The following is a 24,531-nucleotide window of genomic DNA, read 5'->3' on the forward strand; positions in this document are numbered from 1 at the left end:
CCCGGCCATGGCTAGAAGCGCGGCAGGTACCGGGTACCTGCCGCCTGCGGACACATGTCACGGTGAAACCCGGCAATGCGACGTCTCTCGCCCTCGAAGCATTTCGTTGGTGGGCAATGCGGGCTCCCATCTCTTGCGAAATGCCTCTTTCGAGGAGTGAGCGATGCCTGCCGGACCTTCCCCGGAAAACCGGTTCCTGACTGCGCCCGTCGGCCGTCTCTTCACCGCAAACGCGGTGCCGATGGTCTTCGTCATGGCGATGAGCGGTCTTTTGAACGTGGTAGATGCAGCCTTTCTCGGCCATTTCGTCGGAGCCGATGCGGTCGCCGCCGTCAGCGTCGTCTTTCCCCCGCTCATGGTTACGATCGCACTCTCCACGTTTGTCGGCGGAGGCATGTCGAGCCTCCTTGCGCGCCACCTTGGCGCCGGCGCCCTGTCTCGGGCCGGCGCGGTCTTTGCGCAGGCCCACGGACTGGCGATTGCCGTCGCCCTGGCGCTGATCGGGCTTTTCCTTCTGGGCGGCGGCGCCCTGGTGCATCATCTCGCCGGATCCGGCGGCGCGGTGGCGGGAATGGCGCACGCCTATCTGCTGATCATGATCTGCGCGACCCCGATCCAGTTCCTGCTCGGCCTGCATGCGGATGTCTGGCGCAACGAAGGGCGGCTATCGCTCGTGGCGCTGATGTCGGTGGGGGTGACGCTCGCGAACGCTGCCTTCAACTATGTTTTCATTGTCGAGGCGGGGCTTGGCGTTGCCGGGTCGGCCTGGGGCACCGTCCTGGCTCAGCTGCTTGCACTTGCGTTGCTCGCCGGGCTGCGTCTGCGCGGACAGGCGCGCGTTCCCCTGTCGGCTCTTTGGCGCCATGGCTGGTTCGCGGGCTGGACCGGCATCGTCATGCTGGGTGCGCCGATGAGCCTTGGTTTTCTCGGGATCGCGCTGGTTTCGGCGACGGTCATCGCGACCCTGCCACATGTGACGGGTGAGGCGCATCTTCAGATCGCAGCCGCCTATGGCATCGTGACGCGGATCTTGAGTTTCGCCTTCATGCCGCTGATGGCGATCGCACTCGCCATGCAGGGCATCGTCGGCAACAATGTCGGGGCGGGCCTGTATCGGCGCTCGGACACGGTCCTGAAACTGGCGGTGACAACGGCCTTTGCCTGGTGCGCGCTTGTTGAACTTGCGTGCCTGGTGGGCGCCCGCCTTGCCGGATACGGCTTTGTCGCTGACGCAGCGATCGCCGCTCACGTGGCGGCCATCCTGCGCCCGATGGCGGCGCTTTACCTGTTTACCGGCCCGGTGCTGGTTCTCGCGCTTTATTTCCAGGCCATCGGTCGGCCGGGGCCGGCTGCGGCCCTGACATTGGTCAAGCCCTTCGTCCTGTGCCCGGTCCTTGTTGTCGGGCTCGCGGCTGTCGCGGGCGGGAAGGCCATGTGGCTGGCGTTTCCGGTTGCGGACGCCCTTGTGGCCGTCATGGCGGCTGCAATCGTCATCGCCGCGCTGAAGGCGCGCGCGCAAGCGGGCGGGTTGGGGCTCGGGCCGTTGGAGACTGCGACATGAGTATCAGGACGCTGGCGGAAGCCAAGGCCGCGGCGCGCACCTTGCGCAGCGCCCTGGAGGCGCTCGGACACGGCGTTTGCCATGGTCAGGCCCTTGATCTGGTCGCCCGGCAGAATGGCGAGCGAAACTGGAATGCCCTGCATGCGCGGCTTTGCGGGGAGGCGGCGCCCGCCGGCTCCCCGCCCTTCCATCTTCACCAACGCGTGCAAGGGCACTACCTGAAGCAGTCCTTCACCGGCGAGATCGTTGCCCTCTCTTGTGACGGCAATACCCGCTACAAGCTGGCCATCCGGCTCGATGCGCCGGTGGACACGGTCGTCTTCGACAGCTTTTCGAACTGGCGGCGACACATACGCGGAGTTGTCGGGCGCGACGGTCGTTCGCGGCACAAGACGGCGGATGGCGCCCCGCACCTGATTGTCAGGTCGTGACGTGCCATCGGCGGCAGCGCCGGGCATTCGCCTGGGCCCGGCGCGGCTGTCGCATCCTGGAGCCGGCAGCGATCCCGTTCGGCAAGCTGATCGTGCCTATGGCGATCGGGAAACGGGCGGTTTCGGGATCCGCGAACCCGGCGTGGGCGGTGTTGCATGCGGCGTCCCGGGAAGCGGGCGCTGGAGAGCCGACACGGCGGCGCCTGCCAGCAGCACGATGCCGGCGGCGGCCATTCCCTGTCCGAGCGAGCCTGTCACGTCTGCGATCCGGCCTGCGAGGATGGGGCCGATGATCTGGCCAAGCGCGAAGACGGTCGTGAACATGGCGACCGCGCGACCCCACAATGCCTCTGTGAGGTTTTTCCGGGCGAAGCTGGTCACGGCCGTCGGGACCATGAAGAACGAGAGCCCGAACACGGCGGCCGACAGGAGCAGCACCGACGTGCTGCCGTCCGCGCCGAGCGGGAGCAGCGTCGCCGCCCCGGTCGCCAGACAGGCAAGGGCCAGCACGCCTCCGCCGCCGCTGCGGGAAAGGGCGGGCCGCCAGAGGAAGGGTGCCGCGATCACCCCCAGGCCGAGGAGCGTCCAGTTGATCGCAACCAGCATCGGTGTCGCGCCGCCGGCGCGCATCATCGCGACCAGATAGGTCAGATACACGATGTAACCGACCGCAAAGAGGAAGTATCCGAGCACGCAAAAAGCCATCTGCAGGAGCGGCAGGCGAGGGACCGCCACGACCTGCGCGCGGGCGGGCTCGGGGCAGGCTCGCGCGGCCCGGAGCGCGGGCCAGACGGCGAGTGCGGCAAGACCCGCCAGCAGCAGCCATGCGAAAGGCCAGGCCGCGTCGCCCACCTTGTCGAGCATCAGGGGGATGGCCGTGCCGCTCAGGATCATCCCGAGCCCGCCTCCGCCGAAATAGAGGCTGATGGCCAGGGCGTTCGAGGCGGGCGCATCGCGAAACAGCGTCGCGGCCATCGCTCCCCCGCAGATGAAGATTGCGGCACCGGCAATCCCGGCCGCCACGCGGAAGAGCGATTGCAGCGCCAGCGCATCGAAGGCCGCCGAGCCCAGCAGCGTCAGCGGCGTCAGGACGATCCCGAGCACGAAAAGCCGGCGCGCCCCGAGCCGGTCGATCAGCCCGAAGGTCAGCAGGGCTCCGGCCAGGTAGCCGGCTGCATTGGCGGTGTTCAGGAACCCCGCCTGCGTGTAGTTCCACGCAAGATCGGCCTGCATCGCGGGCAGGACAAGGCCGTAGGCAAAGCGTGCGAGGCCGTTGCTGACCGCCGGCCCGAGGGACAGGCCAAGGGCGATGGCCCAGGGAGTGAGGTTTCCGGTCATCTGTCCTCGCGTGCGACAAGCTTCGCGGCGGCCGCCCGTGCGGCCAGGACGGGCGCGACGTCCCGCTCGATGAAGGCGCCGACGAGTGCACCGTCCCAGAGCGCCAGCAACTGCCGGGCAAGGATCGCCGGGGCCGGGTCGCCAAGACCGCGAGCCAGACGTTCAAAGCGCTCCCGCATCGCACGCTTGTGCGAGCGCACGAGATCCGTGAGCGGCTCGTCCCCGGTCCCGGCATGGGCCGCAAGGTCGATGAAGGCGCAGCCTCTGAAGGACGGCTTGCCGGCCAGGTCTGCGGCAAGGTCGAAGATGGCAAGGATCGCGTCCGCAGGCCCGGCGGCGACACGGATGGCGGCGTCAACAGCCTCCTGGCGGGTCTTCGACACCTCGGCATAGGCGGCGAGGGCGAGATCGCCCTTGGAGCTGAAATTGTTGTAAAGCGACATCCGCGCGACCTCGGCCTCGCGGATGATCTCGTTGATGCCGACACGGCTCAGCCCCCGTTCCTGGAACAGGCGCGCTGCGGTGGCCGTCAGACGGGCTGTGGCTGTTTCTCTCATGCAGAAAAATAGACAGACCTGTCTACATAATGCAATCGCAAAAGGGAAACGGGCGGGCGCGGTCCGTCCGGACGGCCTGCAGCCGGCGGGCGGACGACGGCCGCGTCAGGCATCGGCAAGAGCCCGAGGCGGCCTCCGCCTACTCCACGGGGTGCTGCATCCGCGATCCGACGGCGATCCTGTTCAAGAGGTTGATCGTGCCGATCGCGACCGTGAGCTGGGCGATCTCGGTATCCGTGAATTCCGCGCGCACGACCTCGTATGCCGCGTCGGGGATGCCGCTGTCCGCCAGCAGGGTGACGCTCTCTGTCCATTCCAGGGCGGCCCGTTCCCTTGCCGAGAAATACGCGGACTCCTGCCAGGCGGAGACGAGGTGCAGCTTCTGGTGGGCGAAGCCTCCGTCGAGGGCTTCCTTGACATGCATGTCGACGCAAAAGGCGCAGCCGTTGATCTGAGAGGCGCGCAGCTTGACGAGATGCAGAAGCTGCGCGTCGACGCCGCAGTTCCGGATCGCGCCGTCGAGCTCCCGGATGGCCCGGTAAAGGTCGGGCGCGAGTTTGGCTATATTCAGTCTCTGTTGCATGAACAGGGTCCTTTCAAGGCTTGAGTCTGATTCGTGGATAAAATATATCCATGATTCAGGACGCGCAAGGGAGTGTGGAATGAGACGGCTGAGCGATGGTGTCGAGGCGGCCCTTCACTGTGCCCTGGTGCTTGCCGGGCTGGCGCCGGGCAGGGTTCTTCCGGGAAAGAGCCTGGCGGAGCTGCACGGCGTTTCCGAAACCTATCTCCTGAAACACCTGCGGGCGCTGGCCGCTGCCGGCATCGTCGACGCACTGCCCGGTCCGCGTGGCGGCTACCGCCTGTCGCGGGCGGCCGAGGCGATCACCATGCTCGATGTCGTCGAGGCCATCGACGGCCCGGGGCCGGCTTTCGTTTGCCGGGAAATCCGGCGCCGGGGACCGGGCAAGACGACAGATCCATGCGCCTACAAGGCCGATTGCTTCATCAAGACGCGAATGATGGCGGCCGAAACCGTCTGGCGGGATGCCTTGCGGGCGCAGACGCTTGCCGACCTCCTGCGCGACGGCGAAACCCGGATCGATCCCCGCAACAGGCAGGCCGTCGCCGAGGTCGTCGACAAGGCACAGCGCTGACGAAGGTTGCCCGAACAGGATGACGCCGGCCGAGGCGCAGCCGGCGGTCTTGCGTCCGGTCGCCTGCTGTTGCGCCTCCCTTGACACATGCATAACTCTCTGGCTATTGATGCAAATGCATAGCCATGGAGTTATGAATCATCATGACACAGCCGCACGATCTGCTGTTCAAGGCCCTGTCGGACCCCACCCGGCGGGCGATCTTCGAGCGGCTGTGCCGTGAGGGCGAACAGACGGTCGGGGTCCTGACGCGCGCGGCCGCGATCTCGCAACCGGCTGTCTCCAGGCATCTCGGCATTCTCAGGCAGGCCGGGCTGGTGCGAGACCGGCAGGACGGTCGCCGGACGCATTACAGCGCCCAGGTCGCCGCCCTCGCGCCGCTCTCCGACTGGACGGGCCAGATGACCGGTTTCTGGGAGGCGCGGTTCGACGCCCTCGAAAATCTCCTCGAAAGGATGGATCAGTGACCGCCGCCGCAACCGAAACCCGCTCCGTTGTCGTCGAGCGGGAGATCGCCCATCCGCCGGAAAAGGTCTGGCGCGCACTGACCCAGCCGCACCTTGTCGGGGAGTGGCTGATGAAGGGCGATTTCCGCCCCGAGGTCGGCCACAGGTTCGACTTCAGCTTCGAGTGGGGTGCCATCGATTGCGAGATCCTGGACGTCGAGGCCGGGAAGGCAATCGCCTACAGCTGGGGCGATGAGGCGCTGAAGACGGTGGTCACCTGGACGCTTACGCCCACGGATACGGGAACCCGGCTGCGCATGGAGCAGGCCGGCTTCCGGACCGACCAGCCGCGCTACTACGGCGGAGCCAAGGCCGGCTGGCCGCGCTTCCTCGACAATCTCGAGCAATTGCTGGGGCGGATCGACTGACATCCGCGTCCGCCGGCTTTGCCCTCCCCATCTCTCGTCATGAAAGGAAGGTTCGGATGAACCGCAATGAATGGATTCGCCAGATACATCGCTGGCTCTCGATCGCCTTCACGCTCGCCGTCATTGCCAATGTTGTCGCCATGCTGGCTCAGGTGGAATCCGTCCTGGTGGGTGTGCTGGCGCTCGTGCCGCTTATCCTGCTGATGCTCACCGGGCTTTACATGTTCGCGCTGCCTTATGCCGCAAAATGGCGCGGCCGCCGGGAAGCTTCCTGGCAGGAGTGAAGGGCGATGGCAGGCAAGACACCGGGAAAACCGGCCAGGATGACGAAGAAATCCGCTGCCGGGCACGCTGCCGGGGAGCCTGTTCTCCTCAGCGGCGGCAACCCGCAGATCGCCAAAGGTGATGGTGACGCGCCGGTGCAGGCCTATATTGCCGCCATGCCGGGCTGGAAAAGCGAGGCCGGACGGCAGCTCGACGCGCTTGTCGAGCGCATGGTTCCCGGCGTTGCGAAGGCGGTCAAGTGGAACTCGCCGCTCTACGGCGTTGCCGGGCAGGGCTGGTTTCTCGGCGTCCACTGCTTCGCGAAATACATCAAGATCACCTTCTTTCGCGGCGCGCAACTGGATCCCGTGCCACCCGTCACCTCGAAGGACGAGAACACGCGCTACGTCCATATCCACGAGGGCGAGCAGGTCGACGGGGAACTGATGACGAGCTGGATCCGGCAGGCCGCGGCGCTGCCGGGCTGGACACCCTGACGCACAGAAAAGGAACGAACGATAATGGCCGAAACCGGAAAAGCCGGCGACAGGTCGCCGTCGGAGCTGATCGACGCGCGGATCCGCGAGCTTGGCGACTGGCGCGGCGAGATGCTGGCCCGTCTCCGCGCCGTGATCCTGCGAGCCGAGCCGGACGCGGTCGAGGAGTGGAAATGGCGCGGCGTGCCGGTCTGGTACCGGGACGGGATGATCTGCACGGGCGAGACCTACAAGGACAAGGTCAAGCTCACCTTCGCCAAGGGGGCGGCGCTGGACGATCCTTCAAGCCTTTTCAACGCAAGCCTTGAGGGCAACGCGCGGCGCGCCATCGACTTTCATGAAGGCGCGGAGATCGACGAGGAGGCGCTGACGGCGCTCGTTCGCGCGGCCGCGACCCTCAACGCGTCCGCCAAAAAACGATCGCCGCGCAAGCGGTAGGCGAGGGAGACGAGCTTTCCCTTGACGCGAACCGGCGCGGCTTGTATTTAGCTATCATGCTAATTAGCGGAGTGGCTAAATATGAAGCATGCACAGGACCCTCTCAGCGCGACCCTGTCGGCGCTTGCCGACCCGACGCGCCGGGCAATTCTCGCCCGTCTCAGCCAGGGTGCGGCGACGGTCAACGAGCTCGCCGAGCCCTTCGACATCTCGCTGCCGTCCGTCTCCCGGCACCTCAAGGTGCTGGAGGGCGCCGGCCTGATCTCGCGCGGGCGCGAGGCGCAGTGGCGCCCGTGCCGGCTCGAGGCGGCCCCGCTCAGGGAGGTCGACGGCTGGCTGGGCCGCTACAGGCGGTTCTGGGAGGGAAGCTTCGACAGGATGGATGTCTATCTGGACGAACTCACCCGGGGAAAATCGGGAGGCAAGGACCAATGAACGAATTGCGCGACGAGGAACTGCTGATCGAGCGGGAGTTCGATGCACCGCTTGCCCTCGTGTTCCGGCTCTGGGAGAGCCGGGACCACATGCTGCGCTGGTGGGGGCCGGAAAAGTTCACGACCACCGAGCTCGACTGGGAACTGACGCCTGGCCGGCCGTGGCGCGGGGCGATGGTTTCGAAGCAATACGGGCTTTCAAGGTTCGGCGGCGTCATCCGCGACGTGGAGCGGCTCCGGCGCATCGTCTTCACCTTCCAGTGGGACGAGGGCTCGGGCCGGGATCTCGACACGCTGGTGACCGTGAGCTTCGCGGAGAAGGATGGCAGGACGGTCCAGAGCTTCCATCAGGCGCCGTTCTCAAGCGTTGCCATCCGCGACAGCCATGTCGGCGGCTGGAACTCCCTGTTCAACCGGCAGCAGGCCTATGTCGAGAACATCGCCGTCGCCGAAGAGAAAGGACTGCGCACATGATCACCCTGACGACCTATGAATGGGTTCCCGACTTCGCGGCACCTCTCATGCGGGCGCTGCGCGTGCGCTGGGCGCTGGAAGAGGCCGGTCTGCCCTACAAGGTCCGCACCCTGGCGCTCGGGCCGGAGCAGAGATCGCCCGGACATCTCGCCCGCCAGCCTTTCGCTCAGGCGCCGGCGATCGAGGAGGACGGGCTGACGCTGTTCGAGAGCGGCGCGATCGTGCTTCACATCGCGGAACGAAACGAGGATCTCCTGCCCGCGGATGCGGCCGGGCGCGCCCGCGCCCTCGCATGGCTGTTCGCGGCGCTCAATTCCGTGGAGCCCCCGGTGCAGGAACTGGCCGTCATCGACCTGTTTCATGCCAGGGAAGCCTGGACGGCGGAGCGTCGGCCGCAGGTGGAGACCTTCTTGCGCGACCGGCTGGCGCTGCTCGAAGCGGCGCTTGGCGAGCGCGACTATCTCGAGGGCCGCTTCACGATCGGCGACCTGATGATGACGGATGTGCTGCGCATCCTCGGACACACCGACCTGCTGGACGCATTTCCGCGTCTGAAGGCCTACAAGGACCGCTGCGAGGCCCGGCCGGCCTTCCGCCGGGCGCTGGCGGCGCAGCTGCAAGGGTTCGGGGTCGCGGCGTAGCGCGGCGTTCCTCGCTGAGGGTCCGGTGCCAACGTCGCCCCGATACGTGGGTTGACGGTTCGTATTTCACGTATCATAAAAAGTTACGTGAAAATCAGGTGCCACCCCCACCTGTCTTGGGTGGGGCGGCCCCGGCGAGGATGCGTGCAGGATGCAACCCTTTACCGATCCGGAGGCGGTCGCCCGCTATGTGGACGAAACGCCCCGCAAGGTGCCCGGCTTTGCCGACCTGCAGCGGATGGCGATGGTGCTCCTGGCGGAGCACGCGCCGGGCGCGGCGGACATTCTCGTCCTTGGCGCCGGCGGCGGGTCGGAGATGAAGGCCTTCGCACAGGCGCAGCCGCGCTGGCGCCTGCTCGGCGTCGACCCTTCGCCGCAGATGCTTGACCTTGCCCGCCGCGTCCTGGGTCCGCTTCGGACCCGTGTCACGTTGCTGGAAGGCTATGTCGAAGATGCCCCGGCGGGTCCTTTCGACGGCGCGGCCTGTCTTCTGACACTCCACTTCCTGGCAAGGAAGGAGCGGCTGCGCACGCTCGCGCAACTGCATGCCCGTCTCAGGCCGGGCGCGCCGCTTGTCGTTGCCCATCACAGCTGCCCGCAGGAGGGCATGCTCCGTCACTGGCTGGAAAGGTCCGTCGCCTTTGCAGGCGGGGCGCGGGCGGATCCCGCGCAGGTCTCGGCCTCCGCCGCGCTCATGGCCGACAGGCTGCCGGTCCTGTCGGCTGCCGAGGACGAGGCCCTTTTGGCCGAGGCCGGCTTCTCCGACATTGCCCTGTTCTATGCCGGTTTCACCTTCCGCGGCTGGGTTGCGCTCGCCTAGGAATGCGCGCGGCCAGGCGTGCGACTTGCAGGAAATCACGGCTCGCGCGGTGACAGCCGCGGCATTACTCTCGCCCTGTCGCGCAGTTGTCACACTGTCGTCGCGCCGGGACCGGCATGGCCGGCGGCGCGGATGGATTGCGGCACCATGAGAAAAAAGCGGGGAGGTGAAACATGTTCAATCACGTGATGGTAGGATCGAACGACATCGAGCGCTCGAAGCGTTTTTACGACGCGGTACTGGGGCTGCTGGGCGCCGGCGAGCCCTTGCGCAACCAGAACGCCTCGGGTCAGATCCGCCTGTTCTACCGCCACGACGGCAGCACCTTCGCCGTCACCGAGCCGGTCGACGGCCAGGAGGCGGTGCCCGCCAATGGCGGCACCATCGGCTTCAAGTGCAATTCGCCGGAGCAGGTGCAGGAGTTCCACGACGTGGCCATCGCCCATGGCGGCACCTCGGTCGAAGGCGCCCCCGGCCCGCGCAACGGCCCCGCGGGCACGCTCCATCTCGGCTATGTGCGCGATCCCGACGGCAACAAGATCTGCGCCATCCACCGGCCGGCATAGGGGCGCGAGCCGCGAGGACAGGACAGCGAACGGGTGCGCGGTTGAAGGCGGACGGGGAGGGGAGGTCCCTCTCACCTGGCGGCCAAGCCTGAAAACCGGTCCCGGCCTGGGCATGGCTATTCCTCGGGCAGGGTTGGCGCGTCGCCCACGTAATGCATGATCAGGGGCGGGGGCACTTCGCTTCCGTCATAAAGGAAGGGCAAAACGCCTTTCATCCCGGCTTTGCCACGCATTTCTATGATCTCGGCATCGGATTTCGTGACCCGCTGGGACATGCGTCGGCCCCACTGCGCCAGATATCCGTAAAGACGTGCGATCTCCTCGGCATGCGCATCTGTTTTGCCGAGATCGACGAACTCGTCCGGGTCGGTCTCCAGATCGAACAGCATCGGGCGGAACCCGCCTTCGGCATGCATCATCTTCCAGCGCCCGTCAAAGACCATGAACAGGCGGCAGTCGCGCGGCTCGAGATCGAACTCGTTGGCGACGGTGCTCCCGGAATAGTCGAACTCGCTGATCAGGAATTCGCGCCAGTCGGGCGTCTCCCCGTGCAGCCACGGCACAAGCGAGCGGCCTTCCAGGATATGCGCGGGAACCTCGCCGCCTGCCGCCTCGACAAAGGTCGCCGCCAGGTCGATGCTCTCCACCAGCGCATTGCAGGTGGTGCCCCGGGTGGCGTCCGCCTGCGCGCGCGGATCATGGATGATCATTGGAACCTTGGCGGATTGGTCGTGGAACAACGACTTCTCGCCCATCCAGTGATCGCCCAGATAATCACCGTGATCCGAGGTCAGCACGATCATCGTGTCGTGTATCGCGCCGGTCTCCTCCAGGTGGTCCAGAATGCGGCCCAGATGGTCATCGCATTGCTTGATCAGCCCCATATAGGCCGGGATGACCTTCTGGCGTACCTCTTCGCGCTGGAACGCCTGGCCGACGCGATTGTTCATGTAGGCCGCAAAGACGGGGTGGGTGTCGTCGAGCTCGATGTCGTCGCGGCGCGCGGGCGGAACCTGGCCGGGGCCGAACATGTCATGATAGGGGGCCGGCACGATGTAAGGCCAGTGAGGCTTGATATAGCTGACATGCGCGCACCACGGACCGGTGGCCTGGTCGATGAACTCGAGGGTTCTGGTGGTCAGCCACGCGGTTTCAGAATCCGCTTCGTGTATGTGGGCCGGCTTGTCGGCGTTGATGAACATCCAGCCCGATGCGATCGAGTTTTCCTCGCCCACGCCTGCATTTGCATGGTCTGCCCAGGGGTTCTCGGATGCGTAGCCCTTGGCTTTCAGGAACTCGTTATAGGGCGAGCGCTTCTCGTCGTAAAAACCCAGCGGCCCTTGTGCCCACAGCCCGTCGTCGCGAATCCAGACATCGAAACCGCACTCGGCCTGTCGCGCGCCGATCACGCTGTCCGGGTCGAGCCCGAGCCGCTCCATGCCGTCCACGTCCGCATGCATGTGGGTCTTGCCGATCAGCCAGCAATCCATTCCCAGCTTGCGCAGATGGTCGCCCATCGTCTGCTCGCCCACACGCAGGGGATAGTTGTTCCACTGCGCGCCATGGCTGGACGGGTAGCGCCCTGTGTAGAACGACATGCGGCTGGAGCCGCAGATCGGAGATTGCACGTAGGCATTGGTGAAGCGCACCCCCATTGCCGCAACGCGGTCGAAATTCGGTGTGGTCAGATGCGGATGGCCGGCACAGCCGAGGTAATCAAAGCGCAGTTGGTCGTACATGATGAAAAGGATGTTCATGCGGGAACGCCTTTTATTATGAGGACTGAAATTGCTAAGGGGAGAGCGGTTTTTCATCTTTGATGGAAAAGATGAATGCCATAAATTGACGGCGGTTTCGGGAGGGCAATTGCGAATGAACGGCGGCCCGACTGCCTCCATATTAGGAGTGCCGGCGCGCCATTGCAACCAATGGTCGCAAAATGGGTGGGCCAACCGGGGAATCCGGAGGGTTCGCAAGCCCGACCGGGCGTCGCGCGGCCGGCGCGCCCCTGCGGAGGCGATGAGCGAAGCGAAATTGCCATGAGAGAAGAAATGGCGGGTTAAGGCAGAAGAAACAGAGAAATATGACTACGCTATAGATCACCAAAATTGAAGCACGAGCAAATGTCTGAAGCGGGATGGGAGCCGAACATTCGCATGACAGAATGTATCTGGCAGCTCTGCGGACAACATGAACTTCTCCGAAGATTCGCCAATGACTGTTTTGGGGACCGCTGAACCCAGGCCGATGGTATTGACCGCGTCAAGAAACGTTCTGGTCTTGGCGCATCTTTCGCATCCTGCGCAACCGGGCAGATCCGGCCATTTCCTGTGTCTGCCGCGAGAGCGCTTGCCTTTAATTAAAGAATCATTTATATAAACATCTCTTGATAAAGAGAGCCCCAACAGTGACGCCCGATCTCGCTTTTGCCGCCCTCGCCGACCCAACCCGCCGTGCCATCGTTGCGCACCTCGCGGGTGGCGAGGCCACGGTCGGAGAAATCGCCCGGCCCTTTGCCGTGAGCCAACCGGCTATTTCGCACCACCTCAAGGTTCTCGAAGAAGCCGGGCTCATCACGCGCCGGGTGGCCGGCACCCGCCGACCATGCCGTCTTGCCGATGGGGCACTTGAAGAAATTGAAGGATGGCTCGCGTTGCTGCGTCGTGGCCTGGAAGCCAACTACGACCGCCTCGACGCGGTGCTCGCTGACATGGCGACGGAAGAGGCCTCAAGGAAAAGGGACTGACCATGACCAATGCCCGCCTTTCGATTGAACTCGAAGGAGAGACCGACCTTACGGTCACACGTCGTTTCCATGCTCCGCCGGCCCTGGTCTATCGCGCGCATACCGACCCGGAGCTTGTGCAAAGATGGATGCTCGGCCCGCCCGGCTGGTCCATGCCGGTCTGTGAGATGGATGTGCGTCCCGGCGGTGCGTTCCGTCACGAATACAGCAACGGGGCCGGAGCCGGTTTTGCCATTGTCGGTGAATATGTGGCGCTGGAGCCCGACCGACGGATTGTACATGTGGAACGGATGCTGATGCCGGACCCCACACCGGACAACAACATCGACACACTGTTCGAACCCGACAACTCCGGAACGAGGATGGTGCTGCGCATGTCTTTGCCCGACGCGGGGTGCCGCAAGGCAATGCTTGAGACCGGCATGGCCGACGGCATGGAGACCAGCTACGCAAACCTTGATGCGCTGGTCGTGGCTGAACTTGAGGGTCGAAAGGGCGTTTCTTGAACAATCACACGACAATGACAGGCCCGGCCCCTGGTGGCAAAAGCGTGGTTCTGGTCGCATCGACAGGCGCGGCATTGCTCCTCTTGATCGCGTTGCATTTCTTGCGCCGGGATGTAGACCCGACTTGGGTCTTCCTCAGCGACTACATGCTTGGCAGCTGGGGCTGGCTGATGCGGGTTACCTTCACGGCGATGGCTCTGGCGCTCGGAAGTTCAGCGGTGATCCTGGCCGGTCTTCTTCGCGGGCGGGTCCGCTGGCTTGTCTCGGGCCTGCTTGGTCTGGCCGCGTTCGGAATGGTCATCGGCGGAACGTTTCCGCCCGATCCTGCCGGAACTCCGGTGGAGGCGCTGACAGGAACCGGAACCTTGCACATGATCGGGGCGTCGCTGGATTTCACCCCCATCGCAGCCCTGATTGGAAGCATCGCTTTGGCACGTCAGTCAGGCTGGCGCGGGGCTGCGTTGTGGCCTCTCGCGACATCTCTTTTCACGGTTGTTGTGATGGTGGCGTTTATTATCTCCATGCCTCCCGATCACGTATTCGGACCTGAAACACACAGCGCTCTCATCGGTCGCCTGCAATGGGCAAGCTACTTTACCTGGTTTGTTGCGCTGGCTTTCGTGGCTTACCGCGGGCGACCTGGAGATCGCGCGCAGCAATGGGGCATTGAAGCGTGACTGAAGACCTTGAGAATTTCCTTGAGAGCCGTGTTCAGCAACAGTTTCACGATATCGTCCGTGCATTCGTTTCGCAGATGGCGCGTGTTGCGCCAGAGGCCTCCTTTCGTATGCGCGGTGGGACGGAGACGTATTATTCTGTGCCCGTCTTCAAAATGAACAGAGACGTCGTGGCGATCAGTCCGACAAAGTCTTGCGTCACGTTCTCTTTCACGAGAGGCGCCCATTTTGATGATCCGTTCGGCATGTTGCGTGGGTCTGGCAAGCATTCCAGAACTGTGCAGGTCAAGACTATGGAAGAATACCCGGAAGAACCGCTCCGGCATTATATCCGCCAGGCGATTGAAATGGACATGAGCTGACCCGTGGGAAACGCCCGCAAGTTGTCAGGTCGCGGAACCAGACATTCGTGCGAAGCGCAACATCCGCCAAATCGGGTTCACAGCAGACGTTCGCTGCGATGGGGTCGAATGGCCGCCATGGGGCCGCGTGCTGAAACCCGGGATAGTTGCGTCCACATGGCATAAGCGGGGTGGGGAGCGGAACGGCGGGTTTTTGGGTCAGCTGATCCGAGAAGCAGACATACAAGCATGGCTGATACGGGCCATAGGCGGTCTGTCCTTTGAACGTCGAGGACAAGAGCGCCGGATCATCAGGCGCTCTTTTTTGTCAGTGCGGGTTGATCTGGGCGTGCCCGAAAGCCGCGCAGACCTGCCGCATGTCCTGTCGGGCGTTCGCCGCCGCATACGCGCTATCGAGCACGAACAAGGAGGCGCGGATCAGCGCCTCATCACGATCGCCCATCCAGATTTTCTCGCCATGGAAGACATTGTTTCGCACGAGGCCCACGGCCGCCAGCAGCATCTGCGTGTTTGTCAGCTTGTCCTGATCGGTGAACTCGACACCGCCGCCGACCTTGATCGTGAGGCGCTTCGGCGGTGCCTCGAAGAAAATTCGGGCGGCGTCCGCCGCCTCCATTTGCTTGAAGAAGTCATCACCCAGGTCGCCCGCAAAGCCGGTCCAGTCAGGAGAGGCTTTCTTGCCCTCATCGCCTGCCGCGTAGTTGCCGCGCTTCAAAGCGAATTCGAAACGCGAGAACGTCGCGAAAAACTCAAACGCGATGGGAGCGAGGTTTTGCTCGATGCCGATGCGATAGTCGTTCATGAGTTGGACCCTTACGGCCAGATGGCTTCGGCAATCGCTGCCGATTTTACATTGTACTTCATGAAGTGCTTCCGGAACGCGTTGATTAGGCCGCCATCCTTCGTCCCCTTGCACACTGTCAGAACCTCCGGTCCGAGACGCCACCCAATGGTGTAGCGCGTCGGCTTGATCGATGCCTTGGCCTTTTTAAGGAACTGGATCGACTCCTCGGTCAGGGGCGCGGTCGTCCAGAATTCAAAGTGAACCGGTAGGTTTTTCCAGTCGTCGTGCTCCCTCGCGGATTTGAAGAAAATCGGCACGTTGTGCTGCAGCCATTTCTCGACTTCGTAATGCGGCGTCTCGCCGTACGGGGAGTGGCCCTTGCACTCGATGAAGGTCAGCGACAGGTTATCGCGCACGGCAATCACGTCTGCCTCGGCTTCTTTGGCCTCCTGCTTAAATATCCGGTTCATGCGCACCTGATGCGCTCCGCTCTTGCGCAAGATGTCTGCAGCCAGGTATTCGAACAGGGTGCCTCTGAGCTGGTTGGCGGCGCCCTCGATCTTGCCGAACTTGCTGAACAGCTCATCGAACGCCGTCGGGTCAATCGTCGAGAGCGCGGCCGCTTTCGTCAGGACAGTTGAAAGCTGCTTCAAGCCGGCCGCGATTTCCTCGCCGAAGAGATTGGCGGGTGTCGCAGGCACGATGCCGTTTTCCTTGAGCAGCTTGAAAGCTTCGCTGCTGTAGCCTCCGGTCACAAATATCTGCAGGCACGGCCCGATATTGCGAAGTCCTCTTAAGGTCTTGCACTTTGTGACGAACGGCCGAACGCCCTCGACTGTGGCATATTCCCCCAAATGCACGTCGCACACGACGAACCCTGGCTTGTCCTTGCCCTCCTTGCCGGACTTCACCATCGGGCCGAGATAGGACGGCGCGGTTAAGTCCCACGCGAACGTGCCTACGCGAGGCAGAGCGTCTCCGTCGCGGGTCGCCACCTTTCCGTAGCTGACTATCCCGAGCTTCTTTAGCCAATCGCTTACAGCCGTGAGCAGGAAACCTTCGGTGATGAGTCGGGTGCGAACCATTTCGGCGAGGCCGTTGTAGTAGCCCTCCGCCTGCACGATCACGATGCAGTCGCCGAGTCCTGGCAGTGCGACCCGCTGCAATAGGCCAGCCTCAATGAGGTGCTTCAACACGCTCTCGGCGGACAGATGTTTGAGCTGCTTCACCGGCGAGCCGCACACGATCGGAAACAGCCGCTCGGGCACCGCGCCGCCGCGCTGCCTCAAAGCCGCAATGGCATGGCCATAGGCGGACTTGGTCAGCATGAGAGCTTCGACCAGGTTCTCCCAATACCGGGGCGAGCCGAATTGCTGCTCGAGATACATGTACCGGGCTTTGCGGGGAAAGGTGATGTAGCCGAGGCGCCGCACATTGCCTGCGAGCCTGGACACCCGTTTTCGCGCCGCTACCGGTGAAATCCCGAGTGTGACGACCAAATACTTCGCGACCTCGCTCGATAGGCGAGGGCCGTGCGTTTCTAGGAAGCTTTCAACCAGGTCGCTCACGATATTTCGCCCATGTCACACAGCGCTATTAATACGCCCATGTCACACAGCGCTATTAATACCATGAATACATGGACAGGTCTCCGGTTTTGCGTTGTTCACCTTATGCTTTGAATTCGTTCGATAATTTTGCCTCCAAAGCGTGGCGAAAAATCAACGATGTCACAGTGACCATGTCCGATAGGCCTGCATCGCTCGAAACTGTGCCAATTTGTGCGTATCGTGTGGGCGCCAAAGGCACGGTCTGGTTGACAGCAGGCATCACGCTTCCACTAACCTAGGCGCAGGACCAACACCACCCGACGCGGTTGTACGTTTGGTGATCTGGTAGTGTCCGCTTTTCGCACGGCGCCAAACCTGGTCGACGACCAAATGGGGAGTGCGAAGCTGATGTCGGGGGTTCGGGTCAGAACGGCAGCTTTTGGGCTCTCCAAAAACACCTCTTACTGGCTGTAATGGAGTCGAAAGCCGCCGGTCGCGACTTTCCGGAATTACCGTTTGGAGCGTGAAGCAAGCCAACTGGCATCCGGCGCTCGGCAGCACTGTCGCGCTACAATTGGCAAATCGGGGGAAATGGCGGAGCATCGCGGAGACATTTCGAACCCGCTGGGTTCGCAAGGCCAAGGGCCGTCCGAGCTTATGCGAGGTCCCGACTGGAGCGAAGCCCGAAGGGCGACAGCGCGAAGTCAGACAATGGCGGAGCATCGCGGAGACATTTCGAACCCGCTGGGTTCGCAAGGCCAAGGGCCGTCCGAGCTTATGCGAGGTCCCGACTGGAGCGAAGCCCGAAGGGCGACAGCGCGAAGTCAGAGAATGGCGGAGAGAGAGGGATTCGAACCCTCGATACAGTTTCCCGTATACACGCGTTCCAGGCGTGCGCCTTAAACCACTCGGCCACCTCTCCGCAGCCAGTCCGCATCGCCATGTCGCCATCTTGCCGACGGCGGGGATGCGGCCTTTTTGCGAGGGGGAAAGCCCGGCCATTCGCTCCTGTCCGGGGACAGGAGGAGCCGGACAGGCCCACCCGCAAGTCGCGCAATATACTGAGCGCGCGGGCAAGTTCAAGCGCTGATCCGTCGCCGCCCGCGCTTTTCAACCGGCTGCGTCGACGGCGGCTCCCGTTTGCCCGTCCCGCGCCCCAGACGATCCGCTCCACGCTGTGTCCCTCACGAAGCTTTGCGGTCGCAGCGAAGGCCGATGCGCACTATATCTTGCCTGTCGACCCGCGCAGGACCTGCGGTCCCGCATGTGGCGACGTGTCATTCATCACCGGGCGGGGACCCATGTTCAGACTTATCCTGCGACTGATCGGCCTGTGGCTCGTGGCCGTGGCGCTTGTCGCGCTGGTCATCGACGGCACCAGCTCGATTGCCGCCTCGGCCTGGTCGACGACGCCGCTTGGCAAATACTGGTTCGACTTCGCGCCGGAATCGCTCGGCCTTGCCCAGGCCGCGATACAGCGTCACGTCAATCCCGTCCTGTGGGATCCGGTCATCCAGACCCTGCTGGCGCAGCCGGCCTGGGTCGTCATCGGCCCGCTCGGCTTCCTGTTCCTCTGGCTCGGCGAGCTGGGCCGCCGTCGCCGCCGCTCCGCATCGCTTTGATCCCGGTCGCCCGCCGGCCGTCCCGCCGATACTGTGCCGGCACACTGTGAAAGAGAGTTCCATGTCGTTCATGACGATGCTCGCCAACAAGTTCGCTGTCGTGGACAAGGCGCAGGCGCTGCCGGGCCGCGAGACGCCGGTGACGGTGCCCGGCCCGCACACGGTGCTCGGCCGGCCGGTCGATCTTGCGCCTGCCGAGGGGCAGGACGAGGCGTTTTTCGGCCTCGGCTGTTTCTGGGGCGCCGAACGGCTGTTCTGGAAGCTGCCGGGCGTTGTCGTCACCGCCGTCGGCTATGCCGGCGGCCATACGCCCAACCCCACCTATAACGAGGTGTGCAGCGGGCGCACGGGTCATGCCGAGGTGGTGCGTGTCGTCTTCGATACGGCGCTGATCTCCCGCGAGGCGCTGCTTCGGGCCTTCTGGGAGGGGCACGACCCGACGCAGGGCATGCGCCAGGGCAATGACACGGGCACCCAGTACCGCTCGGCGGTCTATTACGTCAGCGAGGAGATGAAGGCGGCGGCCGAGGCGACGCGCGCCGCCTATGTCGCGGCACTCAAGGCGGCCGGGCATGCCCGCGCCATCACCACCGAGGTGAAGCCGCTGGGCGCGTTCTACTTCGCCGAGGACTATCACCAGCAATATCTCGACAAGAATCCCGGCGGCTATTGCGGCCTTGGCGGCACCGGGGTTGCCTGCCCTTCCGGTCTTTCTCCCTGAACCGTCGCGGTTTGCTGCGGCGGTGTGGCGGCTTCTCACGGGCGGCTGCCGGCCCCATATTCGCGGGGATGACACTCGCTCCCGCGATAGATCCGGCCACGGCCTCCGCGCATCGCCGGCGCAACCGCCTGCACACCGTGCTGCTTGGCATCGGTGCCGTCCTGCTGCTGGCGGTCACGGCGTGGTCGCTCGACGGCTGGCGCGGCGTCCTGTGGGCGGGGGTCGGCGGTGCCATGTCGATGATGCTGGCCGCGCGGATGTCCGCCGACATGGTGCTGCGTCTTTACGGTGCGCGGGAGATGACGCCCGCATCCTTTCCCGAGGCGCATCAGATCGTGCGCCTGCTGTCGGAGCGCGCCGGACTGCCGGCGATGCCGCGCCTCTACCGGATACCGAGCCGGCTGATGAACGCCTTTTCCGCCGGCACCCGCGCGGACAGCGTCATCTGCGTCACCGACGGATTGCTGGCGCGCATGGCGCCGCGTGAATTCGTCGGCGTGATGGCGCACGAGATCGCCCATGTGGCGCATGAGGATATCCATGTCATGGCGATGGCCGACGTGGTCAGCCGCATGACCGGCGTGATGTCGCTGCTCGGCCTGCTGCTGGCCCTCGTCAACCTGCCGGCGATGATCGAGGGCGGCACCGACGTGCCCTGGGCCACGATCCTGCTTCTCCTGGTGGCGCCGAGCCTTGGCACGGGGCTGCAACTGGCGCTCTCGCGTGCCCGCGAATACGAGGCGGATCTGGGGGCTGCCGCACTGACCGGCGATCCGGAAGGGCTGGCCCTTGCCCTGCAGAAGCTGGAGCGTATCCAGGGCCGCATGTGGGAGGCGGCCCTTCCGCAGGGCGCCCGTATCCCCGATCCCTCGATCCTGCGCAGCCATCCCCGTACCGAGGAGCGGGTTGCCCGTCTGCGGGCCTTGCAGGCGGCTCCCGCCCGCTGGCTGGATGTGGAGGCGATGCCGCATGTCGCCGGCCGCTCGCCCGTACCGGCCGTCGGCGTGCCGAGGCGCCGGTTGCGGGGATTTGGCGTCTGGTACTGACGGGCAGCCGGAGGGGGGCGGCGACGGCCAGGTTCAGCGCGACAGGAACGCCGCCAGCTGTTCCCCGATCATCGCCGTGCGCACGAAGAAGCCGGAATTGCTCAGCACCACCAGCACGCTTCCCCGCGCGAGGTCGCGTCGGTAGAAATTCGAAAAGGCCTGCCAGCGGCCGTAGGAGGTGACGACCGGCATGTCCTGGACATTCCAGCCGAGCCCGGGTTGCAGGGTCTCGCCAAGCACCTTCTCCTGCACGATCTCGCCATTGGACAGCCGCACGGGCCTGTACGCCCTTGCATAGGTCTCGGCGGGCAGCAGCACCCCCTGCCGGAGCGCCTTGTCCCAGATCACCAGGTCGCCCGCGCTTGCATAGATGTTGCCGTCGCCTGCAAGTCCGTCGAGCGGGGTCAGGTCGAACCGCACTGCAGCGCCGACATGCAGGAACCGCTTGCGAAAGCCGAAGGCGCGGTCGGAAAGGAGAGCCTCCTTCTCGCGCCGGTCGATGACCGCAGTCTGGCGCATGCCGAGCGGCGCGAACACCCGCGTCCGCATGAAGTCCGCGAAGGAAAGGCCCGACACGCGCGCGACGATTTCCGCCAGCAGCACGTAGTTGCTGTTGACGTAGTCTTCCCGCTCTCCGGGGGCAAAGTCCGGCACGCGCGGATAGGCGGCGAGCCAGTCGATCAGGCCGTCCGGCGTCAGCAGCATGGCCGTCGCTTCCAGCCGCCGCGCCAGCGCCTTGTCGAGCGCGTAGTCCGGCAGGCCGGACGTGTGCTCCAGCAGATGGTTGATCGTCACGTCCGGGTGGCGTCGGAGTTCCGGGATATGGCGGGTCAGGAGGTCGCCTGTCGACAGCTTCCCCTCGTGCTCGAGCAGCAGGATGGCAAAGGCCGTCATCTGCTTGCTGACGGAGGCGAGGTTGAAGGATGTCCGGTCGCCGATCGGTCGCCCGTCCGTGTCGGCCGCGCCGATATTGCGCTGCAGGACGGTGCGCCCGTCCCGGGCGATCAGGATCGTTCCGTTGAACTTTTCCCGCCGCTCCAGTTCGTCCAGCCATGCGTCGAGGGCGGCCGCCTTTTCCGGCTCCGCGAGCCCTGCCGGGGCGACGAGCCGGGGCAGGTGGATGGCGGAAAGTTCGAGAAAGATGAACAGGCTCGCGGCCGCCAGGGCAAGCGTTCCCAGAGCGGCAAGGACGGCTAGGGCGATCTGGGTGGCGGTCAACGGCTTGCGGGCTCCAGTCCCCGGGTCAGGGTCGACCAGGCCAGTTCGGCCGCCTGGGAATGGGTGAGGCGCCCCTCCCGCACTTCGCCCCAGGCCGCGTGGATGAGGTGGTCGAAACTCGTGGCGATCCAGGTGGGCGGGCAGTCGGGATCAAACGTCCCTTCGGCCGTTGCCTCGGCGATCACAGAGAGGAACCGCGCCTCCGTGCGGCGCTCCTCCCGCGCGGCGCCGGCGCCTGCGGCCGCGGGCGGGAAGGCGCGTGCCAGGAACCAGTGGCGGTCGCCGAGCGCGATCATCGCCGCCATGATCCGCCTCAGCGCGTCCGTGTGCGACGTGGCGCCGATGCAGGCCGCGTTCGCCCGCTCCTCCATCTCGGCACGGGCCAGCAGGCCGAGCTGCTCGAGAAGGTCGTCGCGGCCGGCGAAATGCCGATGCAGCGTGGCGCGGCCGACACCGGCAAGGGCAGCGATCTCCTCCAGCGAGGCGGCCGGATCGGCGCTCCATGTCCTGAAGGCCGCCTCGATGATGGCGTCGCGGGTGGCGGGGCGAAGCGGGGGTGTCTGTGTCATGAGACATTGATGTCTCATTTGGGACTGAAATGTCAAGACGCCTGAGCCCGCCGGATGGTCACACGCAACTCGCCGTCAGGCCGCCATCGACAACCAGCTCATGCGCGGTGATGTAGCGGGCTTCGTCGGATGCAAGGAAAAGCGCGGCATGCGCCGTGTCCCAGGCATCGCCCATGCGGCCGGTCGGGCTTTGCGCGTCGCGCTTGGCGATCATCTCCTCCTCGCCGCCATAGGCTCCGGCAAGGGGCTTGCGGATCATCGGCGTGTTCATCAGGCCGGGCGAAACGCAATTGGCGCGAATGCCGTGCGAGGCATATTGCAGGGCGATGTTGCGGGTCATCGCGACGACGGCGCCCTTGGAGGCCGAATAGGCCGCGTAGGGAAAGCCGATATAGCGCGAGGCGGCGATCGAGGCGACATTGACGATGGCGCCGGCGCGCTGCTCCATCATGGCCGGCAGCACGTGCTTGCAGGTCAGGAAGACGCTGGTCTGGTTGATCGCGATGACCCGGTTCCAGCTGTCCTCGCTGGCTTCCACCGGGCCGCCGGTCTCCGATATCCCGACATTGTTGTGCAGGATGTCGATGCGGCCGAAGCGGGTGAGGCAGGCGGCAACCATCGCGGCGACGTCGGCATCGCGCGAGACGTCGGCCTCGCTCGTTTCGCAGGTGCCGCCCTCCGCCTCGATGATGTCGCGGGTCGCCATCGCCGCGTGCGCGTCGCGGTCGACCGCGAAGATCGTCGCCCCCTGCCGGGCAAAGAGCACGGCGGCGGCCTTGCCGTTGCCCCAGCCTTCGCCGGAGGAGCCGGCGCCGACCACCATGGCGATCTTGCCGGCGAGCCGGCCCGTTGACGGGGAGGGCGTGCGGTCTGTCATCTGCGATTTCCCGGGAAAGGGCCGTTGGCCGGTTGTGAAAACGGACCCGGGCAGCACGGTGCCGCCCGGATCCTGCTCCGTGGGACTTGGGAGCCGTGCCCTTCCGGGCGCGGCGTCTGTCTCCTGTGGGAGGAGCCTATTCCGCCGCCTCGCGATGGGCGCGCGCGTAGCGGGCCAGCGCGTCGTCTGCGACCGGTTCGATCGGCGTGAAGTCGCGATGGGCGATGAACTCCGGCCGCGTCGGCTTGCGGATCGCGTTGGAGACCGTCGACAGCGTCAGGTAGACGATCTTGCGCGGGTAGGGGGTGATGTTGCCCGACGAGCCGTGCACGAGATTGCCGTGATGGATGAGCAGCCCGCCGGCCTTGCCGGTCGGCGCCGCGATCCCGCCCTTGGCGGCAAGCTCCGTGACGGTGTCATTGTCGAGCGTCCACAGCCCGTAGCTGGTCGTTGTGGTGTCGTATTCGGATTTCAGCTGGCCGTGGGTGTGCGACCCGGCGATCACCATCAGCGGCCCGTTGATCGGCAGCACGTCGTCGAGGAAGACGGAAATGTTCATCGCCCGCGGCTCGGGCATGCCGTCGTCCTTGTGCCAGGTCGGGAAATCCTGGTGCCACTGCCACACGTCGCCGGTGAAGGCCGCCTTGGCGTTGACCTTGAACTGGTGCATGTAGAGCTGCTCGCCGAAGATCTGCTCCACCGGCTCGATCAGGCGGGGATGCCGGCCGAGCAGCCGGAACGCCTCGTTATAGGTGTGGCAGGCAAAGGCCGTGCGCGGCGTGCCGTCCTTCTCGCGCCAGATCTCCTTGCGGTCCTCGTCGAAGATGCCGGCCGCGGCCTCGCGCATCACCTCGACCTCTTCCGGCGAAAAGGCTTCCGGCAGGAACAGGAAGCCCTGATGGTTGAACTCGGCAATCTGCTCGTCTGTCAGTTTCATGGGTGGTTCCTCCTGTGTCGGCTTCGGCTCTCAGGCCGAATGCCTCAGTGCCCGGCCTTCGCGCAGCCGGGCTTCCGTCTCGCGCCCGGCGATTTCCGCATGGGCTCGCGCCGCCTCTCCGGCGGACGTGTCTCCGGCCAGCACCAGCCGGGCGATCTCGCCGTGCTGCTGCCAGGCCTTGGCGCGAAATCCGCCAATGTCGAGTACCAGCCGCATCGAGCGCATCATGTGGGCGAATTGCGGCTCCAGCGTTTCGGCGATCCGCCGGTTGCCGGACATGGCGATGATCTGGTTGTGAAAGGCGATGTCGAGGGCGATGCGCTCGTCCGTCGGCGTTTTGTCGCCAAAGGCGCAGGCCTTGTCGAGGATCGCGGCAAGGGCGGGTGCCGCCGCCGTCGGCATCTCCCCCGCCGCCACGCGTTCGGCCGCAAGCCTTGCGGCCAAGGCATCGAGCGCCGCGCGCACCTGGTAGACGTCGCGCAGATGCGCCGGGTCGATCTCGGTGACCTTCAGCCCCTTGCGGCCGGTTTCCTCGACCAGCCCGTCGCGCTTCAGAAGCTGCAGCGCGTGGCTGACCGGCTGGCGCGAGACCCCGAGCCGGTCGGCAAGCTCCGCCTGGCGGATCCGCTCGCCCGGCGCCAGCGCGCAGGTCGCGATCGCGTGGCGCAGCTTGTCGTAGACGCGGTCGACGAGGATCGGTGTCGGGTCGATCAGTTCCATCCGGTCTTGCGTCCCTCGTTCGCCGTTCCGGTCGATCCCGCTGACCGACCGCTCTGGAATTTGGAATTCCGAATTCAAGCACGCATGATGATAGGTCGTCAAGCATGGAATTCCGAATTCCGATCGACCGGAAAGAGCGGCAAC

General features: G+C 65.0%; 31 protein-coding genes and 1 tRNA gene. 20 read left to right on the plus strand and 12 right to left on the minus strand.

Annotated features, from left to right (window positions below; translation table 11 throughout):
- Nucleotides 1–163 precede the first annotated feature (163 nt).
- Entirely contained in the window at nt 164–1,561 is a 1,398-nt protein-coding gene (locus tag ACQY46_RS04675) for an MATE family efflux transporter (protein WP_428699132.1), read from the plus strand.
- On the plus strand, nt 1,558–1,992 hold the full coding sequence (locus ACQY46_RS04680) for a glyoxalase superfamily protein (protein WP_428699133.1): 435 nt from the start codon (nt 1,558–1,560) through the stop codon (nt 1,990–1,992). The genes ACQY46_RS04675 and ACQY46_RS04680 overlap by 4 nt, the downstream gene beginning before the upstream one ends.
- A gap of 96 nt (nt 1,993–2,088) precedes the next feature.
- Here ACQY46_RS04680 and ACQY46_RS04685 read toward each other — a convergent pair whose 3' ends face one another.
- The 3 genes from ACQY46_RS04685 to ACQY46_RS04695 all read right to left on the minus strand — a co-directional run bounded on the left by ACQY46_RS04685 (nt 2,089) and on the right by ACQY46_RS04695 (nt 4,470).
- The gene (locus ACQY46_RS04685; protein ID WP_428699134.1) at nt 2,089–3,330 is read right to left on the minus strand and encodes a YbfB/YjiJ family MFS transporter; all 1,242 of its coding nucleotides are present in this window, start codon (nt 3,328–3,330) and stop codon (nt 2,089–2,091) included.
- Nucleotides 3,327–3,887 carry a TetR/AcrR family transcriptional regulator gene (locus ACQY46_RS04690; RefSeq protein ID WP_428699135.1) on the minus strand — a complete coding sequence of 187 codons (561 nt, stop codon included), beginning with the start codon at nt 3,885–3,887 and terminating at the stop codon, nt 3,327–3,329. The genes ACQY46_RS04685 and ACQY46_RS04690 overlap by 4 nt, the downstream gene beginning before the upstream one ends.
- 139 nt (nt 3,888–4,026) lie before the next feature.
- Nucleotides 4,027–4,470, minus strand: a complete 444-nt coding sequence (locus ACQY46_RS04695) for a carboxymuconolactone decarboxylase family protein (RefSeq protein WP_428699136.1) — start codon at nt 4,468–4,470, stop codon at nt 4,027–4,029.
- A 79-nt stretch (nt 4,471–4,549) separates the two neighbouring features.
- Between ACQY46_RS04695 and ACQY46_RS04700 the strand changes: the two genes are divergently transcribed.
- The 11 genes from ACQY46_RS04700 (at nt 4,550) to ACQY46_RS04750 (ending at nt 10,052) form a co-directional block, all read left to right on the plus strand.
- Nucleotides 4,550–5,044: an RrF2 family transcriptional regulator gene (locus ACQY46_RS04700; protein ID WP_428699137.1), complete on the plus strand. Its 495-nt coding sequence runs from the start codon at nt 4,550–4,552 to the stop codon at nt 5,042–5,044.
- A 143-nt stretch (nt 5,045–5,187) separates the two neighbouring features.
- Nucleotides 5,188–5,511 carry an ArsR/SmtB family transcription factor gene (locus ACQY46_RS04705; protein ID WP_428699138.1) on the plus strand — a complete coding sequence of 108 codons (324 nt, stop codon included), beginning with the start codon at nt 5,188–5,190 and terminating at the stop codon, nt 5,509–5,511.
- Nucleotides 5,508–5,918 (plus strand): SRPBCC family protein, encoded by a 411-nt coding sequence (locus ACQY46_RS04710; RefSeq protein WP_428699139.1) that lies wholly within the window; start codon nt 5,508–5,510, stop codon nt 5,916–5,918. The genes ACQY46_RS04705 and ACQY46_RS04710 overlap by 4 nt, the downstream gene beginning before the upstream one ends.
- Nucleotides 5,919–5,974: 56 nt before the next feature.
- Nucleotides 5,975–6,202, plus strand: coding sequence for a hypothetical protein (locus ACQY46_RS04715; protein WP_428699140.1), 228 nt, complete (start codon nt 5,975–5,977; stop codon nt 6,200–6,202).
- Between the two features lie 6 nt (nt 6,203–6,208).
- Nucleotides 6,209–6,679: a DUF1801 domain-containing protein gene (locus tag ACQY46_RS04720; RefSeq protein ID WP_428699141.1), complete on the plus strand. Its 471-nt coding sequence runs from the start codon at nt 6,209–6,211 to the stop codon at nt 6,677–6,679.
- A 24-nt stretch (nt 6,680–6,703) separates the two neighbouring features.
- Nucleotides 6,704–7,117, plus strand: coding sequence for a DUF1801 domain-containing protein (locus ACQY46_RS04725; RefSeq protein ID WP_428699142.1), 414 nt, complete (start codon nt 6,704–6,706; stop codon nt 7,115–7,117).
- Between the two features lie 81 nt (nt 7,118–7,198).
- On the plus strand, nt 7,199–7,552 hold the full coding sequence (locus ACQY46_RS04730) for an ArsR/SmtB family transcription factor (protein ID WP_428699143.1): 354 nt from the start codon (nt 7,199–7,201) through the stop codon (nt 7,550–7,552).
- On the plus strand, nt 7,549–8,025 hold the full coding sequence (locus ACQY46_RS04735; protein ID WP_428699144.1) for an SRPBCC family protein: 477 nt from the start codon (nt 7,549–7,551) through the stop codon (nt 8,023–8,025). Before ACQY46_RS04730 ends, ACQY46_RS04735 begins: the two co-directional genes overlap by 4 nt.
- On the plus strand, nt 8,022–8,666 hold the full coding sequence (locus ACQY46_RS04740; protein ID WP_428699145.1) for a glutathione S-transferase family protein: 645 nt from the start codon (nt 8,022–8,024) through the stop codon (nt 8,664–8,666). The genes ACQY46_RS04735 and ACQY46_RS04740 overlap by 4 nt, the downstream gene beginning before the upstream one ends.
- Before the next feature lie 151 nt (nt 8,667–8,817).
- Nucleotides 8,818–9,486, plus strand: coding sequence for a class I SAM-dependent methyltransferase (locus ACQY46_RS04745; protein WP_428699146.1), 669 nt, complete (start codon nt 8,818–8,820; stop codon nt 9,484–9,486).
- A 173-nt stretch (nt 9,487–9,659) separates the two neighbouring features.
- Complete coding sequence (locus ACQY46_RS04750; RefSeq protein WP_428699147.1) at nt 9,660–10,052, plus strand: VOC family protein; 393 nt, start codon at nt 9,660–9,662, stop codon at nt 10,050–10,052.
- A 116-nt stretch (nt 10,053–10,168) separates the two neighbouring features.
- On the opposite strand, the gene ACQY46_RS04755 is transcribed toward ACQY46_RS04750, so the two are convergent.
- Nucleotides 10,169–11,809 (minus strand): sulfatase-like hydrolase/transferase, encoded by a 1,641-nt coding sequence (locus tag ACQY46_RS04755; protein WP_428699148.1) that lies wholly within the window; start codon nt 11,807–11,809, stop codon nt 10,169–10,171.
- 650 nt (nt 11,810–12,459) lie between these two features.
- Between ACQY46_RS04755 and ACQY46_RS04760 the strand changes: the two genes are divergently transcribed.
- Genes ACQY46_RS04760 through ACQY46_RS04775 form a run of 4 tightly spaced genes read left to right on the plus strand, consistent with a single transcriptional unit; the run spans nt 12,460 to nt 14,343 of the window.
- Nucleotides 12,460–12,798 (plus strand): ArsR/SmtB family transcription factor, encoded by a 339-nt coding sequence (locus tag ACQY46_RS04760; RefSeq protein ID WP_428699149.1) that lies wholly within the window; start codon nt 12,460–12,462, stop codon nt 12,796–12,798.
- Nucleotides 12,799–12,800: 2 nt separating this feature from the next.
- Nucleotides 12,801–13,304: an SRPBCC domain-containing protein gene (locus tag ACQY46_RS04765; protein ID WP_428699150.1), complete on the plus strand. Its 504-nt coding sequence runs from the start codon at nt 12,801–12,803 to the stop codon at nt 13,302–13,304.
- 44 nt (nt 13,305–13,348) lie between these two features.
- The gene (locus ACQY46_RS04770; protein ID WP_428699151.1) at nt 13,349–13,981 is read left to right on the plus strand and encodes a DUF998 domain-containing protein; all 633 of its coding nucleotides are present in this window, start codon (nt 13,349–13,351) and stop codon (nt 13,979–13,981) included.
- Nucleotides 13,978–14,343: a DUF1801 domain-containing protein gene (locus tag ACQY46_RS04775; RefSeq protein ID WP_428699152.1), complete on the plus strand. Its 366-nt coding sequence runs from the start codon at nt 13,978–13,980 to the stop codon at nt 14,341–14,343. Before ACQY46_RS04770 ends, ACQY46_RS04775 begins: the two co-directional genes overlap by 4 nt.
- Before the next feature lie 307 nt (nt 14,344–14,650).
- Here ACQY46_RS04775 and ACQY46_RS04780 read toward each other — a convergent pair whose 3' ends face one another.
- From ACQY46_RS04780 to ACQY46_RS04790, 3 genes are all read right to left on the minus strand, one after another.
- Nucleotides 14,651–15,145 (minus strand): hypothetical protein, encoded by a 495-nt coding sequence (locus tag ACQY46_RS04780; RefSeq protein ID WP_428699153.1) that lies wholly within the window; start codon nt 15,143–15,145, stop codon nt 14,651–14,653.
- A gap of 11 nt (nt 15,146–15,156) precedes the next feature.
- Nucleotides 15,157–16,695, minus strand: coding sequence for a hypothetical protein (locus tag ACQY46_RS04785; protein WP_428699154.1), 1,539 nt, complete (start codon nt 16,693–16,695; stop codon nt 15,157–15,159).
- An 814-nt stretch (nt 16,696–17,509) separates the two neighbouring features.
- A tRNA-Ser gene (locus tag ACQY46_RS04790) sits at nt 17,510–17,599 on the minus strand.
- Nucleotides 17,600–17,978: 379 nt separating this feature from the next.
- Between ACQY46_RS04790 and ACQY46_RS04795 the strand changes: the two genes are divergently transcribed.
- The 3 genes from ACQY46_RS04795 to ACQY46_RS04805 all read left to right on the plus strand — a co-directional run bounded on the left by ACQY46_RS04795 (nt 17,979) and on the right by ACQY46_RS04805 (nt 20,066).
- Nucleotides 17,979–18,299: a hypothetical protein gene (locus tag ACQY46_RS04795; protein ID WP_428699155.1), complete on the plus strand. Its 321-nt coding sequence runs from the start codon at nt 17,979–17,981 to the stop codon at nt 18,297–18,299.
- A gap of 70 nt (nt 18,300–18,369) precedes the next feature.
- Nucleotides 18,370–19,020, plus strand: a complete 651-nt coding sequence (gene msrA, locus ACQY46_RS04800) for a peptide-methionine (S)-S-oxide reductase MsrA (RefSeq protein ID WP_428700411.1) — start codon at nt 18,370–18,372, stop codon at nt 19,018–19,020.
- Nucleotides 19,021–19,088: 68 nt separating this feature from the next.
- The gene (locus ACQY46_RS04805; RefSeq protein WP_428699156.1) at nt 19,089–20,066 is read left to right on the plus strand and encodes a zinc metalloprotease HtpX; all 978 of its coding nucleotides are present in this window, start codon (nt 19,089–19,091) and stop codon (nt 20,064–20,066) included.
- A gap of 33 nt (nt 20,067–20,099) precedes the next feature.
- On the opposite strand, the gene ACQY46_RS04810 is transcribed toward ACQY46_RS04805, so the two are convergent.
- The 5 genes from ACQY46_RS04810 to ACQY46_RS04830 form a co-directional block, all read right to left on the minus strand.
- The gene (locus ACQY46_RS04810; RefSeq protein WP_428699157.1) at nt 20,100–21,284 is read right to left on the minus strand and encodes a serine hydrolase domain-containing protein; all 1,185 of its coding nucleotides are present in this window, start codon (nt 21,282–21,284) and stop codon (nt 20,100–20,102) included.
- Nucleotides 21,281–21,853, minus strand: a complete 573-nt coding sequence (locus ACQY46_RS04815; RefSeq protein WP_428699158.1) for a TetR/AcrR family transcriptional regulator — start codon at nt 21,851–21,853, stop codon at nt 21,281–21,283. The genes ACQY46_RS04810 and ACQY46_RS04815 overlap by 4 nt, the downstream gene beginning before the upstream one ends.
- Before the next feature lie 58 nt (nt 21,854–21,911).
- Nucleotides 21,912–22,730 (minus strand): SDR family NAD(P)-dependent oxidoreductase, encoded by an 819-nt coding sequence (locus ACQY46_RS04820; protein WP_428699159.1) that lies wholly within the window; start codon nt 22,728–22,730, stop codon nt 21,912–21,914.
- Nucleotides 22,731–22,866: 136 nt separating this feature from the next.
- On the minus strand, nt 22,867–23,667 hold the full coding sequence (locus tag ACQY46_RS04825; RefSeq protein ID WP_428699160.1) for a phytanoyl-CoA dioxygenase family protein: 801 nt from the start codon (nt 23,665–23,667) through the stop codon (nt 22,867–22,869).
- A gap of 30 nt (nt 23,668–23,697) precedes the next feature.
- Complete coding sequence (locus tag ACQY46_RS04830) at nt 23,698–24,387, minus strand: GntR family transcriptional regulator (protein ID WP_428699161.1); 690 nt, start codon at nt 24,385–24,387, stop codon at nt 23,698–23,700.
- Nucleotides 24,388–24,531: the final 144 nt, after the last annotated feature.

Source organism: Stappia sp. (assembly GCF_965276915.1).
In the GTDB taxonomy this organism is placed as follows: domain Bacteria; phylum Pseudomonadota; class Alphaproteobacteria; order Rhizobiales; family Stappiaceae; genus Stappia.